Below are 13,415 nucleotides of genomic sequence, written 5' to 3' on the forward strand. Positions count from 1 at the left end.
GGTCATGGTCGGGCTCCTGCCCACCGGACCCCAGCCGGTCCTGATCTCCCTGGCCATCACCCGGGAACTGGACCTCAAAGGCTCGTTCCGGTTCAATGACGAGATCGACAACGTCATCACAGCCCTCACCGACGGCACCTTGCACATCAACCCCGTCATCACCCACACCTACCCCCTCAACCAGGCCCTCGAAGCCTTCGAAACAGCCCGCAACTCCGCCGAATCCGGGAAAGTACTCCTCAGCTTCGGCGGGGCCTAGAAAGTGTTCGTGTTCAGTCCCGGCGGACGGGGATGAAAACCCTGGGCTGGTCCGTCCAGGTGTCCGACATGCGCGACATCGTGCGGCGCATGATCCTTTCCGAGGCCGCCCGGGCCGCAGGGGCATCCCCGGCGGCTACGGCCTCGGCCAAGTCAACGTGCCACTGCAGCGCGCCCTCATGGGGATGGTCCGGCATGAGGCCGTGCACTGTCCGGCCCGTCAACGTCTCGGCCACCTGGCCCATCAGGTTGGCGAACATTTCGTTGCCGGACCCGGAGAGCAGGACCGAATGGAAGGCGATGTCCAGTTCCAGGAACCGCGGCACGTCGCCCGAGTGGCCGGCGTCGCGCAGGTCGTGGGCAATGTCCACCAGTTCCCGGCGGAGGTGTGCCGGCGCGTTCTGGGCGGCCAGTTCCGCCGCTGCCGGTTCGACGGCGGAGCGAAGCTCGGCAAGGGAGCGCAGTTGGGCGCCCCTGCCCTCGCCGGAGAGCCGCCACCGGATCACCTGCGCGTCGAAGGGGTTCCAGCGGTTCGACGGCAGGACCTTTATTCCGACGCGTTTGGTCGTCTCGACAAGCCCCAGGGACTGCAGCACGCGCACTGCTTCGCGGATGACTGAACGGGAGACCTTCAGTTCGTCCTCCAACTGCTCCGCCAGCATGATGTGGCCGGCAGGAAGTTCGCCGGCGACAATCCGGGTGCCGAGGTTCTCAATGGCACGGTGGTGCAGGCTGGTCGACATGAACATAAGCCTAGTGCGATTCCTGCCGCCCGATCTGCCAGTAAGGACAGCCGGGGAGCCTCGCGGGAGCAGGCGTCCTACACTGGCTGTGATACCCGGCATTCCACAAAGTGGGCGCCACTTTCCTGAATGGCGTCCGAATATATATGCTTTATTCGGATCCCTTGGTTCGTAACTGCATGCTCCGCTGCCAAACGCGGGGCCACCTGCACATCCATTGCACAGAAATGAATTGGAGTTTTTGATGTCAGCACACATCGGTGTCACCGGCCTTGCGGTGATGGGAGCCAACCTGGCGCGTAACCTGGCCCGGAACGGCTTCACGGTTGCCCTGCACAACAGGTCGGTAGAAAAGACTGACGCACTGCTGGAGAAGCACGGAACGGACGGCGATTTTGTCCGGACCGAGACGCTGCAGGAACTGGTCGACTCCCTGGAGAAGCCGCGCCGCGTCCTCATCATGGTCAAGGCAGGCAAGCCGGTTGACTCCGTCATCGAGCAGCTGGAGCCGCTGCTGGAAGCCGGCGACATCATCATCGACGCCGGCAACTCCCATTACGAGGACACCCGTCGCCGCGAAGCCGCCCTGGCCAAAAAGGACCTGCACTTTGTGGGCGTTGGCGTGTCCGGCGGTGAAGAAGGCGCCCTGAATGGACCGTCCATCATGCCAGGTGGTTCCAAGGAGTCCTACAAGGCCCTTGGCCCGCTGCTGGAGAAGATTTCCGCGAAGGTCGACGGCGAGCCCTGCTGCGCCTGGGTTGGCACTGATGGCGCCGGCCACTTCGTCAAGATGGTCCACAACGGTATCGAATACGCCGACATGCAGGTCATCGGCGAGGCATTTGACCTCCTTCGCTCGGGTGCAGGCATCGAGCCGGCCGAACAGTCCAAGATCTTCACCGAGTGGAACAAGGGCGACCTCTCCTCCTTCCTGATCGAAATCTCCGCCGAGGTCCTGGGCCATGTCGACGCCAAGACCGGCAAGCCCTTCGTTGACGTTGTCGTCGATGCCGCAGGCCAGAAGGGTACCGGTCGCTGGACCGTCATCTCCGCCCTGGAACTCGGCTCCCCGGTCTCCGGAATCGCCGAGTCCGTGTTCGCCCGCGCCCTGTCCTCCCAGGCTGAACAGCGCAGGCTCGGGCAGGAACTGCTGGCCGGCGAGGAAGCCTCCGTGGAAATCCCCGACACCTTCGTCGAGGACGTCCGCCAGGCGCTGTACGCTTCCAAGCTGGTCTCCTATGCCCAGGGCCTGGACATGCTGACCTCCGCCGCCAAGGAGTACGGCTGGGACCTGAAGCTGGACGAAATTGCTTCCCTGTGGCGCGCTGGCTGCATCATCCGTGCTGAACTGCTCAAGGACATCACCAAGGCCTACGCCGCTGACGAAAAGCCCGCCAACCTGCTGTTCGCGCCGGCCTTCACCAAAGCCATCGCAGAGGCACTGCCGGCTTGGCGCCGCGTGGTCGCCACCGCCGTCCAGCTGGGCATTCCCGTGCCGGTGTTCTCCTCCTCGCTCGCGTACTACGACGGCCTGCGCCGCAAGCGCGTCGCTGCCGCCCTGATCCAGGGCCAGCGGGACCTCTTCGGAGCCCACACCTACGGCCGTGTCGACGCTGAGGGCACATTCCACACCCTGTGGGGCGAAGACAAGTCCGAGATTGAAGCAGTAGACACGCACTAGTTTCGGCAAGGGCCACGGCGTCACGCCAGGGCACCTCCGGCCGGCAGTTCCCGCTACTCTGGGAGCTGTCGGCCGTTGCTGTTTCCGGGGGGCAACTGCTGTATCCGCCGAGCGAGGGAGTCCAGCATGGCCCAGCCAGTAGCATTCGTTACCGGAGCTTCCACGGGGATCGGCTTCGAAGCCGCCAAGAACCTGGCCGGCCACGGCTTCACGGTCTATGCCGGAGCCCGCCGCGTGGACCGGATGGAACCATTGAAAGCCCTCGGAGTCCATGTCCTGCCGCTCGACGTGACAGACGAGGAATCGATGAGTGCCGCCGTCGGCCGTGTCCTGGAGGAACGTGGACGGATCGACGTCCTGGTGAACAATGCCGGGTACGGCTCATTCGGCGCCCTGGAAGATGTGGAACTGGCCGAAGGGCGGCGCCAGTTCGACGTCAATGTCTTCGGGCTGGCGAGGATGACCCAACTTGTTTTGCCGGCGATGCGGAAGGCCGGCCAAGGACGGATCATCAATATCTCATCCATCGGTGGCAAATTCTATGAGCCGCTCGGCGCCTGGTACCACGCCACGAAGTTCGCGGTGGAGGGCATGAGCGACGCACTGCGGCTCGAGCTGAAGCCGCATGGCATTAGCGTGTCCATCATTGAGCCTGCGAGTACCGTCTCCGAATGGGGCGGGATCGCGGCCCAGGGGCTGCTGGCCACCAGCGGAACAGGGCCCTACGCCGCACAGGCGCGGCAGATGGCCGGCGCGCTGGATTCCACTAACAGGCCCGCGACGTCAACGGCCGCGGAGGTCATCGCTGACGCGGTGCTGCACGCGGCCAATTCCGCACGGCCGCGGACCCGCTACCCCGTGGGGCGCGGGGCCCGAGCCATCCTGACACTGCGGCGGCTCCTGCCGGACCGGCTGTTTGACCCCGTGGTCATGCTCGTGCTCAAGCGGGTGGCGGCCCGGTAACCGTCAGATGAGGTATTCGATGTCGTACTCGGCCGGATCCACCGCAGGCGTGGTCTCACGCTGGGCGTCCCGGTGGCGCCACTTGGCCGGCACGCCGGTAACGATTGATTCGGGCGGTGCGTCCCTCACCACAACTGCGTTGGCACCGACGGCGCTGTCCCGGCCGATGGTGATGGGTCCCAGGATCTTGGCTCCGGCCCCGATGGTCACCCTGTCTTCGATGGTGGGGTGACGCTTGACCTTGGCCAGCGAGCGGCCGCCGAGCGTCACACCGTGGTAGATCATCACGTCCTCACCGATTTCGGCGGTCTCGCCGATGACCACGCCCATGCCGTGGTCAATGAAGAAGCGCCGTCCAATGGTGGCACCAGGGTGGATTTCGATCCCGGTCAGGAAACGGCCCAGCTGGGAAACGAGGCGTGCCGGAAAGCGCAGCCCGGGGTTTTGCCACAGGCGGTGCGTCAGCCGGTGGATCCAGATGGCATGGAGCCCTGAATAGGCGAAAAAGTTCTCAAAAGAACCTCGAGCCGCCGGGTCGTGGGACCGGGCGGCGTCGAGGTCTTCCTTTAATCTTGCGAAAAAGCCCACAAAGTTCTTTCTACAGGAAACGGGCGGAGAGCGGACTAATCAGCCGCGGATATCGTCATAGAGCACGGTGGAGATGTAACGCTCGCCGAAGTCGCAGACAACGGCGACGATCAGCTTGCCGGCGTTCTCGGGACGCTTAGCCAGTTCCAGGGCGCCCCAGACGATGGCGCCGGAGGAGATGCCGCCCAGGATGCCCTCCTTGATGCCGAGGTCACGGGCCACCCGCACGGAGTCCTCCAGGGTTGCGTCCAGGACTTCGTCATAGACGTTGGTGTCGAGGATTTCCGGCACGAAGTTGGCGCCGATGCCCTGGATCTTGTGCGGGCCGGGGGCGCCGCCGTTCAGGATGGCGGAGTCCTTCGGCTCGATGGCCACGATCTGCACATCGGGATTGCGTTCCTTCAGGACCTGGCCGACGCCCGTAATGGTGCCACCGGTGCCGATGCCGGCGACGAAGATGTCAACCTTGCCGTCAGTGTCGGACCAGATTTCTTCAGCCGTGGTGGTGCGGTGGATCTCGGGGTTGGCCTCGTTGGCGAACTGCTGTGCCCAGATGGAGTTCTCCGTGTTGGCCACGATTTCCTGGGCCTTCTCCACTGCGCCGCGCATGCCCTCGGAGCCGGGTGTCAGGACGATCTCGGCACCGAACGCCCGGAGCATAACGCGGCGTTCCGTTGACATGGTTTCCGGCATGGTCAGGATGACCTTGTAACCGCGGGCAGCGCCCACCATGGCCAGGGCAATGCCGGTGTTTCCGGAGGTGCCTTCCACGATGGTTCCGCCAGGCTTGAGGGCGCCGGACTTCTCGGCGGCGTCTACGATGGCCACGCCGATACGGTCCTTGACGCTGTTGGCCGGGTTGTAGAACTCAAGCTTGACGGCGACAGTGGCACCGAGGCCTTCGCTCAGGCGGTTCAGGCGGACCAGCGGAGTGCCGCCGACCAGCTGCGTTACGTCGTCATAGATCCGTGCCATGTAGGTATGCCTATCTCTCAAGAGTGAATACTGAGGTCAGCCTAACGATGGCGGCGCAACCGTTGCTAAGCATTAAGCCATGCAGAGTAATATTTCCTGGCCTTGGCCAGCTTGGGGTTGATGATCACCTGGCAGTACCCCTGTTCCGGGTGCTTGGCGTAGTAGTCCTGGTGGAAGTCCTCTGCTACGTGGAACCGGGGCAGGCGGCTGACCTCGGTGACGATGGGGTGGGACCACAGCGCCTGGTTCCGTTCGATCGCCTCCTCGAACAGTATTTTTTCCTCGGTGGTCTCATAGAACATGGACGAGCGGTACTGCGTGCCCACGTCATATCCCTGCCGGTTGAGCGTGGTGGGGTCGTGCAGGACAAAGAACATGTCCAGGATGACTTCGGCGGGGATCACGTCCTCGTCAAAGGTCACGGCCACCACCTCGGCATGCCCGGTGGTCCCGTTGCAAACGGAGTAGTAGTCGGGATTCGGATCGTGGCCGCCGGTGTAGCCGGAAACCACTGAACTGACGCCCTTGGTTTTTTGGTAGACAGCGTCGAGGCACCAGAAGCAGCCCCCGCCAAGAACAAAAGTTTTCATGACCTCTTCAATGGTTGGGAGCCCCGGATGATTCCCTGACAACCCTATAAGGACTCTGCCACATGCAGGGGAGGGCGCCGAATGGGGTAAAACTGAGACTATGGAACCTGTAGACACCGGCGTTGCAGATGCGGAACCGCGCCACGACGGGACCTCCCGGGAGGAAGCCCCCGCGGCAGAGCAGACAGTCCCGCCCACGTTGGGGCAGGTGTTGCTGGCGGTAGAGGAACTGTGGCCCGAATCCCTGGCCGAGAGCTGGGACGAAGTGGGCCTGGTGGCCGGACGGCCGTCCTCGCCGGTCACGCGGGTGATGTTCGCCGTCGATCCCACGCTGGAAGTCATTGAGGAAGCCGTGGAATGGGGAGCCGAGCTGCTCATCACCCACCATCCGCTGCTTTTGAAAGGCGTCACCTCGGTGGCCGCCACCACGGCCAAAGGCAAGGCAATCCACCGGCTGATCGAGTCTGGAACCGCACTGCTGACCGTCCATACCAACGGTGATTCCGCCGTCGGCGGTGTTTCTGATGTCCTGGCAGACGCACTGGGACTGGAGGATGTATCGCCCCTGACCCTCGCAAGCAACGGCCTTCCCGAGGAGGGCATCGGCCGCGTGGGTCACCTGGCGGAGGTAATGAGCCTCGGAGACTTCGCCGCACGGGTTTTTGGCATCCTGCCGTCCGTGGCCGGGGGAGTGCGGGTCTCAGGTGACAAGGATGGCCTGGTGCGCCGCATCGCGGTGTGCGGCGGGGCCGGCGATTCGCTGTTCGACGAGGTGCGCGCCAGCAATGCGGACGTCTTCGTCACCGCTGACCTTCGGCACCATCCGGCATCTGAGGCCCGCGAAGACGCCGTGAATGGCCGGCCCTACCTGATTGACGTCTCCCACTTCGCCAGTGAGTGGCTGTGGTTGCCGGCCGCAGCATCTGCGCTGGGTAACGTGCTCGCCGACCAGGGCCACGATGTGGAGATCCAGGTGAGCACCACCAACAGTGATCCATGGGACTTCATCCTGACTCCGGGCTAAGCCTGGAGTGCGAAGGGGCCCGGGCGAGCGAAGCGAGGCAGGGGAGCAGGCCAGGCGCTAGAGTCTATAGAGCGCCGGTTCGGTGCCCGGCTCCGGCCGGTGGGATCAAGCGGAGGTAACAGTGGCCAAGGCAGCACCGGCGGAACAGTTGAAGTTGCTCGAATTGCAGGGACTGGACGCCAAGCTGAAGTCGCTCGCCAACCGGCGCCGTGCCCTGGACACCGACCCCCGGATCACGGATCTCCAGTCGGCGCTGTCGGTCGCCAACGGTGAGCTGGGTGCCGCCAAGATGGCCGTGCACGACGCCGAGGCTGAGCTGAAGCGGGCAGAGTCCGACGTCGAACAGGTCACCGCCCGCATTGAACGCGACGAGGCCCGGCTCAACAGCGGAACGGGGCTTTCCAAGGACCTCGTGGCCCTGCAGAAGGACATCGCGTCGCTGAACAGGCGCCGCTCAGACCTTGAGGACGTGGAACTCGAAGTCATGGAGCGGCTGGATTCGCTCCGCGCCAGGCAGGCGGCCCAGCAGCTGATCGTGGACAACATCCAGGGCTCATTCGGCGGCATCCGCGCCGAACTGGACAAAGCCCTGGCTGAAGTGGATGCCGAAGCAGCGGAGGTCAAACGCCAACGCGCTGAGTTCGCCGCCGGACTGGACGCCGGGATGCTGGCCCTCTACGAAAAGACGCTGGCCAAGCGAGGAGTGGGCGCCGCACGGTTGTTCCATGGAACGTCCGAGGCTTCCGGAATGAAGCTCAGCCCCGGCGACCTCGCCGAGATCAAGGCCGCCGCCGAGGACGACATCGTCTTTTGTCCGGACTCCGGTGCCATCCTGGTGCGCTCCGCCGAGTGGAACACGGCCAGCCCGACCAACTAACCCAGGATGATGTTCAACGCGTGCGGCTTACGGGCTGAACCGTCAACCAGCTCCGCGTCCCACTTTTCGCGCGCCGCCTTCAGGAGCTGCGCCGGGGTCTGCGGGGCGTTGCCGCGGCGGACCAGCAAGTGCCGGGCCAGTTCGCCGCGCGTGTGCTTCGCAAAGTGGCTCACCACCTTGCGCACGCCATCCACTTCAGTGAAAACGTTGACGGCGACGGTCTGCGCCGGCGGAGGTGCCCACGCCGCGGCGTACGTGCTTGAGCGGCAGTCCACCAGCAGCTGACCGGCCGCAGCCTCCGTGAGGGCCTCCGACAGTTGCGGCTTCCAGAACGAGGCGAGGCGGCCGACGTCGGGCAGTGCGGTCCCCATCGACAGCCGGTAGGCGGGCACGCGGTCGGCAAAGCGGATGGCACCCCACAGCGCGGATACCACCAGCACCGCCTCGTCGGCCTTCCGGCGCTGCGCGGGCGTCAGCGTTTTGTAGCCCAGGGCGTCGTACAAAACCCCCGAGTAGATCTGGTGGGCAGGCGCCGCCGGTTCGGCGTGCAGCCGGGTGTTCCGTTCGACGTCGTCCCGCAGCGATGCCCCGACGCCCAGCAGCGCGAGGGCGTCCTCGTGTGCACTCACCGTTCCCAGGGCATCCAGGACTTTGGCCCGGTAGGTGTTCAGTGCCGGGAAGCTGAGGGAAGGCCAGTCGACGGCGGTTCCCCGGGCTGCGGGGGTCTTGCCTTCGGAGGGGGGAAGCAGAATCAGCACCGTACGATCTTACCGGCGACTTCGGCGCCCCCTTGCCCGGTAGACTGGGTGCCGGATGGGTTGACCAGGCGGCCGCGCGTCACGCAAGTGGCTCGAGGAACGTCCGGGCTCCGCAGGGCAGGGTGGTGGGTAACGCCCACTCGGGGTAACCCGCAGGCCAGTGCCACAGAGAACAGACCGCCTGTGTCGCGCCGGTTTGAAAGCGGCACGAAACAGGTAAGGGTGAAACGGTGGTGTAAGAGACCACCAGCTTCCCGGGTGACCGGGAAGGCTAGGTAAACCCCACCCGGAGCAAGGCCAGACAGGACACGTTTGAGGGCTGCCCGCCCGAGTGTCCGGGTAGGCCGCTGGAGGGCGTCGGCAACGGCGTCCGTAGATGGATGGCCGCTACTCCCGCGCTGGTAACGGCACGGGAGCACAGAACCCGGCGTATCGGTCAACCCATCCACACAACGTCAGCTCAAGTCATGTGAGTGACTTCACGCCGGACGGGGCAGTCCAGGGCGCCCCTCCCGCCTAGAATAGAGAGCGAACGTAGAAGTTCTGCCACCGGGTCTGCGTTCGCAGCCGGTGGTTTTTCTTTGCGCTTCTCCAAGGTGTCCGGGGTGGACCGAATCCCCGCCGACGCTTGCGCCCCGGAACACCTCCGGCGGCCGCCCTCCGCGTACGAGGACGTATGTGGTTGACCCAAGGAAGGTAGTTCTGTGAGCCAGACGTCAGATTCTTGTCTTGATACGTGGATGGGCCGGGAGGCCCTCGCCGAGGCCATGATTCCGGTGATCGGCCGGCTGTACCGTGAAAACAACGTGGTGACTTCCATCCACGGCCGCAGCCTGATTAACAAGTCCACCATGAACATCCTGAAGGCGCACCGGTTCGCCCGCCGTATGAGCAAGGATGAGCTGCTTCTGGAAGAAACAGCCCCGCTGCTGAACACCCTCGCCGGCCTGGAACTGGGCGCGGCCGCGATCGACATTGCCCGCCTGAACCAGAAGTTCAAGGCCGAGGGCGACGGCGCCACGCTGGAAGAGTTCCTGCGCGCCGAACTGGCCGAGGTAGTGGGCAAACGCGGCGCCGACGACCGCACCAGCACTGACGTTGTGCTCTATGGCTTCGGCCGGATTGGCCGGCTCCTGGCCCGCCTCCTGATCGAAAAGGCTGGTGGCGGCCACGGCCTTCGCCTGCGCGCCATCGTGGTGCGCCGTGGATCGGACAAGGATCTCTCCAAGCGCGCCAGCCTGCTGCGCCGCGATTCGGTCCATGGGTCCTTCGAAGGCACCATCCGCGTGGACGAGGAAGCGAACACCATCACCGCGAACGGTGTCCAGGTCCAGGTCATCTACTCGGACAACCCCGCCACGATCGATTACACGTCCTACGGCATCCACGACGCCCTGGTGGTGGACAACACGGGACGCTGGCGCGACGCCGAAGGCCTGTCACAGCACCTTCAGAGCAAGGGTGCTTCGCGTGTTCTCCTGACCGCACCGGGTAAGGGCGCGCTCAAGAACATCGTGCACGGCATTAACCACGGCAGCATCGAGGATACTGACCAGATCGTCTCCGCGGCGTCCTGCACCACCAACGCCATCACCCCGGTCCTGAAGGCCATCAACGACAAGTTCGGCGTGATCCACGGCCACGTGGAAACCGTCCACTCCTTCACTAACGACCAGAACCTGATCGACAACTTCCACAAGGGCGACCGCCGCGGCCGCTCCGCCGCGCTGAACATGGTCATCACCGAAACCGGTGCGGCCACTGCTGTGGCGAAGGCGCTGCCCGAACTTCAGGGCAAGCTTTCCGGCAGCTCCATCCGCGTCCCCACCCCCGACGTCTCCCTCGCCATCCTGAACCTGAGCCTTGAAAACGGCACCACCAAGGATGAGGTGAACAACTACCTGCGCCAGATGTCCCTGCATTCGGACCTGCGCAAGCAGATCGACTACATCGATTCCCCCGAGGTTGTGTCCACCGACTTCGTCGGATCCCGCCGTGCGGGCATCGTGGACGGCCTGGCAACGATCTCCAACGACAAGAACGTCATCCTCTACGTCTGGTACGACAACGAATTCGGCTACTCCTGCCAGGTGGTCCGGGTCATGGAAGAGATGGCAGGGGTCAACCCGCCGTCGTTCCCCGCCAAGGAACCTGCCGCGGCGCTGGCGGCCATCGCCGTCTGATTCCCTCCTCTGAGGCAATTTCCCGGCTGGTTCTCTGGAATCAGCCGGGAAACGGGACCACACTGGTGGCATGAATAACGAAACTCTCCACGAGACCACGCTCGAACACGCCCTGGATGTAGCCAAGGCCAACCACAAACGGGCCATCCGCCTCCTGGAGGAGGCCCAGGCGGGCTACAAGGCCGGAGATATCAGCGAAGAGCGCGTGCGCCAACTCGAAGAGCTGCTCCAGGTTGCCGCCGAAGATCTCCGGAGGGTGACCCGGGAACAATAGGAAGCTCTTTCCCGGCTTCCCACTCCTCCCCAACACTGTGGATATCGGCCACGTTGTCCGAGGAGTGTCCTAGGCTCTTCTGGTGCATTACGTTTCCGGAAGGGCAGGTTGCCCGTGACCGTCAGCTGGTCTGCGTACCGACGGGCACGCCACCGCTCGCGGCAGGCATGGGCCCTGGTCATTCTCCTGGGAGTATCCGCTGTAGCGTCGGTGGTGTGGTTCTTCACTGCCGGCCAGTTCGCGGCGGCGGAACCGGCCATTGCAGGACCTACGGAGGCGCCGGTTTTCGATCCGGGCTTTATGAAACCGGTGGTCCCGGTGCATGCTGTGCCGCGGGGGAGTGCCCGTGAAGCCCTCGACGGGCTGCCGGTCAAGGGGCGTGCACCTAACGACAACTATGAGCGCGAAGCCTTCGGGCAGGCGTGGCAGGACCTGGACCGGAATGGCTGCGACACCCGCAACGACGTCCTTCGCCGTGACCTCGCGGGCGTGGTCTTCACCGAAGGCTCAAAATGCCGAGTGGCGGCCGGCCATTTCCACGAGCCTTACACAGGACTTCCCGTGGACTTCCGGCGAGGCTCGGAGAGCAGCAAGGCGGTCCAGATCGATCACGTGGTGGCCCTGGGCGACGCCTGGCAAAAGGGCGCGCAGCGCCTGACACCGCAGCAGCGCCAGAGCCTGGCCAACGACCCCCTGAACCTTATCGCCGCGGACGGGCCAGCCAACCAGCAGAAGAGTGCAGGTGACGCCGCCACCTGGTTGCCCAAGAACAAGGCCTTCCGCTGCCATTATGTTGCAAGGCAGATCTCGGTGAAGGCCGCCTACGGGCTTTGGGTGACGCAGCCGGAGAAGGACGCCATGAAGAGGGTCCTGGACAGCTGCCCACAGCAGCTGACTGTTACTGCGGGCTGACGTCCGACTCGTCGACTAGTGGCCGAAAGGATCCGGGTCGACGCCGGGCATCCAGGTTAGGCCCGGAACGCCCCAACCGCTCTTCTTGGCCTGCTTCATCGCCTTGCGTGCATAGCGGTCGATCAGCCGGTTGACGTAAAGTTTTCCGTCCAGGTGGTCGTACTCGTGCTGGATTACCCTCGCGAACCACCCTGTGGCCTCAAATTCAACCGGCTGCCCATAGCCGTCGAAGCCGCGCACTCTGGCCCACTCGGCACGCTTCAAAGGGTACTGTCCGCCCGGAAAAGACAGGCAGCCCTCCTCTTCCTCATCGGGATCGGGAAGGGCACCGGAGATTTTGGACAGGGTCAGGACAGGGTTGACCAATACGCCTGCGGGAGGTGCGCCGTCATCGTTGGCGTATTTGTAGACAAATATCCGCTTGCCGACCCCAACCTGCGGCGCCGCGAGTCCGACGCCGTTTGCGGCGTCGTTTGTTTCGAACATGTCCGCAATCAGGGTCCTGAGCTCGTCGTCGAACACTTCCACCTCGGAAGCCCGGCGGTGCAGGACCGGTTCCCCCCAAATGGTGATTGGCATAACTGTCATGTCAGACGGGTCCTTCGGGATGCGGCGCATGGCCGGCCGTTGTGCGTAAAACAAGGATGCAAAACAAAGGAGGCCGCACCGGATATCCGGTGCGGCCTCCTTCTCGAACGGCTGCTAGAACCATCCTGTGCGGGTGAGCTACGGGGGTTGAACCCGCGACCTCCTGGACCACAACCAGGCGCTCTGCCAACTGAGCTAAGCCCACCATGTGCCTTGCAGGTCTACCGGGCGACCGGCTCTCTGGAAAGGCAACTCAAATAGCTTACCTGCTGTTCGCGTGTGCTTTTGCCACTTTTCCCGTTTTTGGCCAAAATTCGAAGCAAACGTGGTGCAGATTACGTCCCTGGGACCGCTGGGTCTGCATCAGCGGCGGTGGTTTCCGCGCCGGCGGCTATCCGTTTGGAGATGGCCTGGGCCGTTGCGCTGTCCGGGCCTGGCGCCGGGACGAACACGGCTTCCCGGTAGTAACGGAGTTCGTCGATGGAGTCCTTGATGTCACCGAGGGCGCGGTGACCGCCCTTTTTGGCGGGGGATTGGAAATAGGCTCGCGCAAACCATCGGCGTGAGAGTTCCTTGATAGTGCTGACATCGATCACGCGGTAGTGCAGGTGTTCCACCACTGAGGGCATGTCCCGGGACAGGAACACACGGTCTGTGCCCACCGAGTTGCCGCCCAACGGCGCCTTACGGGGGTCCGGGACCCACTTTTCGATGTATTCCATGACGGCGGCCTCGGCCTCGGCCATGGTCTTGCCGTGCGGCAGTTCCGTCAGCAGCCCCGAGCGCGTATGCATGTCGCGGACGAAATCATTCATCTGGGCCAGCGCGGAATCCTCCGGCTTGATCACCACGTCCACTCCGTCGCCCAGGATGTTCAGTTCCGAGTCCGTCACCAAGGCCGCCACCTCGATCAGGGCGTCGTTCTTGATGTCCAGGCCGGTCATTTCGCAGTCGATCCAGACGATGCGTTCATTAGATATAGGCACTTGACAAGCCTACCG

Annotated in this window: 14 protein-coding genes, 1 tRNA gene, 1 other RNA gene and 1 pseudogene; 9 read left to right on the forward strand and 8 right to left on the reverse strand. The window is 64.1% G+C overall.

Annotated features, from left to right (window positions below):
- Window positions 1–259 (forward strand): annotated as a pseudogene (locus tag ACLKOZ_RS05795) (L-idonate 5-dehydrogenase); the annotation flags it as partial.
- A gap of 13 nt (window positions 260–272) precedes the next feature.
- On the opposite strand, the gene ACLKOZ_RS05800 reads toward ACLKOZ_RS05795, so the two are convergent.
- The gene (locus ACLKOZ_RS05800) at window positions 273–1,001 is read right to left on the reverse strand and encodes a FadR/GntR family transcriptional regulator (protein WP_436473535.1); all 729 of its coding nucleotides are present in this window, start codon (window positions 999–1,001) and stop codon (window positions 273–275) included.
- Between the two features lie 244 nt (window positions 1,002–1,245).
- Here ACLKOZ_RS05800 and gndA point away from each other — a divergent pair, with 244 nt between their 5' ends.
- Window positions 1,246–2,682, forward strand: a complete 1,437-nt coding sequence (gndA, locus tag ACLKOZ_RS05805; protein WP_376046713.1) for an NADP-dependent phosphogluconate dehydrogenase — start codon at window positions 1,246–1,248, stop codon at window positions 2,680–2,682.
- Between the two features lie 126 nt (window positions 2,683–2,808).
- On the forward strand, window positions 2,809–3,645 hold the full coding sequence (locus ACLKOZ_RS05810) for an oxidoreductase (protein WP_436473537.1): 837 nt from the start codon (window positions 2,809–2,811) through the stop codon (window positions 3,643–3,645).
- A gap of 3 nt (window positions 3,646–3,648) precedes the next feature.
- Here the strand turns inward: ACLKOZ_RS05810 and epsC are convergent, their stop codons facing one another.
- The 3 genes from epsC to msrA form a co-directional block, all read right to left on the reverse strand.
- The gene (epsC, locus tag ACLKOZ_RS05815; RefSeq protein ID WP_337349007.1) at window positions 3,649–4,233 is read right to left on the reverse strand and encodes a serine O-acetyltransferase EpsC; all 585 of its coding nucleotides are present in this window, start codon (window positions 4,231–4,233) and stop codon (window positions 3,649–3,651) included.
- 39 nt (window positions 4,234–4,272) lie between these two features.
- A complete protein-coding gene (gene cysK, locus ACLKOZ_RS05820; protein WP_337349008.1) occupies window positions 4,273–5,208 on the reverse strand; it encodes a cysteine synthase A in 936 nt (311 codons plus the stop codon).
- A gap of 65 nt (window positions 5,209–5,273) precedes the next feature.
- A complete protein-coding gene (msrA, locus tag ACLKOZ_RS05825) occupies window positions 5,274–5,798 on the reverse strand; it encodes a peptide-methionine (S)-S-oxide reductase MsrA (RefSeq protein WP_337349009.1) in 525 nt (174 codons plus the stop codon).
- A 100-nt stretch (window positions 5,799–5,898) separates the two neighbouring features.
- Between msrA and ACLKOZ_RS05830 the strand changes: the two genes are divergently transcribed.
- Together ACLKOZ_RS05830 and ACLKOZ_RS05835 are read left to right on the forward strand one after the other, a co-directional pair.
- On the forward strand, window positions 5,899–6,822 hold the full coding sequence (locus tag ACLKOZ_RS05830; RefSeq protein ID WP_436473540.1) for a Nif3-like dinuclear metal center hexameric protein: 924 nt from the start codon (window positions 5,899–5,901) through the stop codon (window positions 6,820–6,822).
- 121 nt (window positions 6,823–6,943) lie between these two features.
- Complete coding sequence (locus ACLKOZ_RS05835) at window positions 6,944–7,699, forward strand: zinc ribbon domain-containing protein (RefSeq protein WP_436473542.1); 756 nt, start codon at window positions 6,944–6,946, stop codon at window positions 7,697–7,699.
- Here the strand turns inward: ACLKOZ_RS05835 and ACLKOZ_RS05840 are convergent.
- On the reverse strand, window positions 7,696–8,457 hold the full coding sequence (locus tag ACLKOZ_RS05840; protein ID WP_436473544.1) for a YaaA family protein: 762 nt from the start codon (window positions 8,455–8,457) through the stop codon (window positions 7,696–7,698). The two genes, ACLKOZ_RS05835 and ACLKOZ_RS05840, sit on opposite strands and share 4 nt — an antisense overlap.
- Before the next feature lie 56 nt (window positions 8,458–8,513).
- On the opposite strand from ACLKOZ_RS05840, the gene rnpB reads away from it, so the two are divergent.
- The 4 genes from rnpB to ACLKOZ_RS05860 all read left to right on the forward strand — a co-directional run bounded on the left by rnpB (window position 8,514) and on the right by ACLKOZ_RS05860 (window position 11,826).
- Window positions 8,514–8,905, forward strand: an RNA gene (gene rnpB / locus ACLKOZ_RS05845) — RNase P RNA component class A.
- A gap of 256 nt (window positions 8,906–9,161) precedes the next feature.
- The gene (locus tag ACLKOZ_RS05850) at window positions 9,162–10,640 is read left to right on the forward strand and encodes a glyceraldehyde-3-phosphate dehydrogenase (RefSeq protein ID WP_337349013.1); all 1,479 of its coding nucleotides are present in this window, start codon (window positions 9,162–9,164) and stop codon (window positions 10,638–10,640) included.
- A gap of 70 nt (window positions 10,641–10,710) precedes the next feature.
- Window positions 10,711–10,914, forward strand: a complete 204-nt coding sequence (locus tag ACLKOZ_RS05855; RefSeq protein ID WP_337352402.1) for a hypothetical protein — start codon at window positions 10,711–10,713, stop codon at window positions 10,912–10,914.
- Window positions 10,915–11,028: 114 nt separating this feature from the next.
- Window positions 11,029–11,826 (forward strand): HNH endonuclease family protein, encoded by a 798-nt coding sequence (locus ACLKOZ_RS05860; protein ID WP_436473546.1) that lies wholly within the window; start codon window positions 11,029–11,031, stop codon window positions 11,824–11,826.
- Window positions 11,827–11,841: 15 nt separating this feature from the next.
- On the opposite strand, the gene def is transcribed toward ACLKOZ_RS05860, so the two are convergent.
- The 3 genes from def to orn all read right to left on the reverse strand — a co-directional run bounded on the left by def (window position 11,842) and on the right by orn (window position 13,400).
- The gene (gene def, locus ACLKOZ_RS05865; protein WP_337349016.1) at window positions 11,842–12,414 is read right to left on the reverse strand and encodes a peptide deformylase; all 573 of its coding nucleotides are present in this window, start codon (window positions 12,412–12,414) and stop codon (window positions 11,842–11,844) included.
- Between the two features lie 132 nt (window positions 12,415–12,546).
- A tRNA-His gene (locus ACLKOZ_RS05870) sits at window positions 12,547–12,619 on the reverse strand.
- Window positions 12,620–12,749: 130 nt separating this feature from the next.
- The gene (gene orn, locus ACLKOZ_RS05875) at window positions 12,750–13,400 is read right to left on the reverse strand and encodes an oligoribonuclease (protein ID WP_337349017.1); all 651 of its coding nucleotides are present in this window, start codon (window positions 13,398–13,400) and stop codon (window positions 12,750–12,752) included.
- Window positions 13,401–13,415: the final 15 nt, after the last annotated feature.

Origin of the sequence: Arthrobacter sp. R4, from assembly GCF_051365025.1 — a bacterium.
GTDB lineage: Bacteria > Actinomycetota > Actinomycetes > Actinomycetales > Micrococcaceae > Arthrobacter.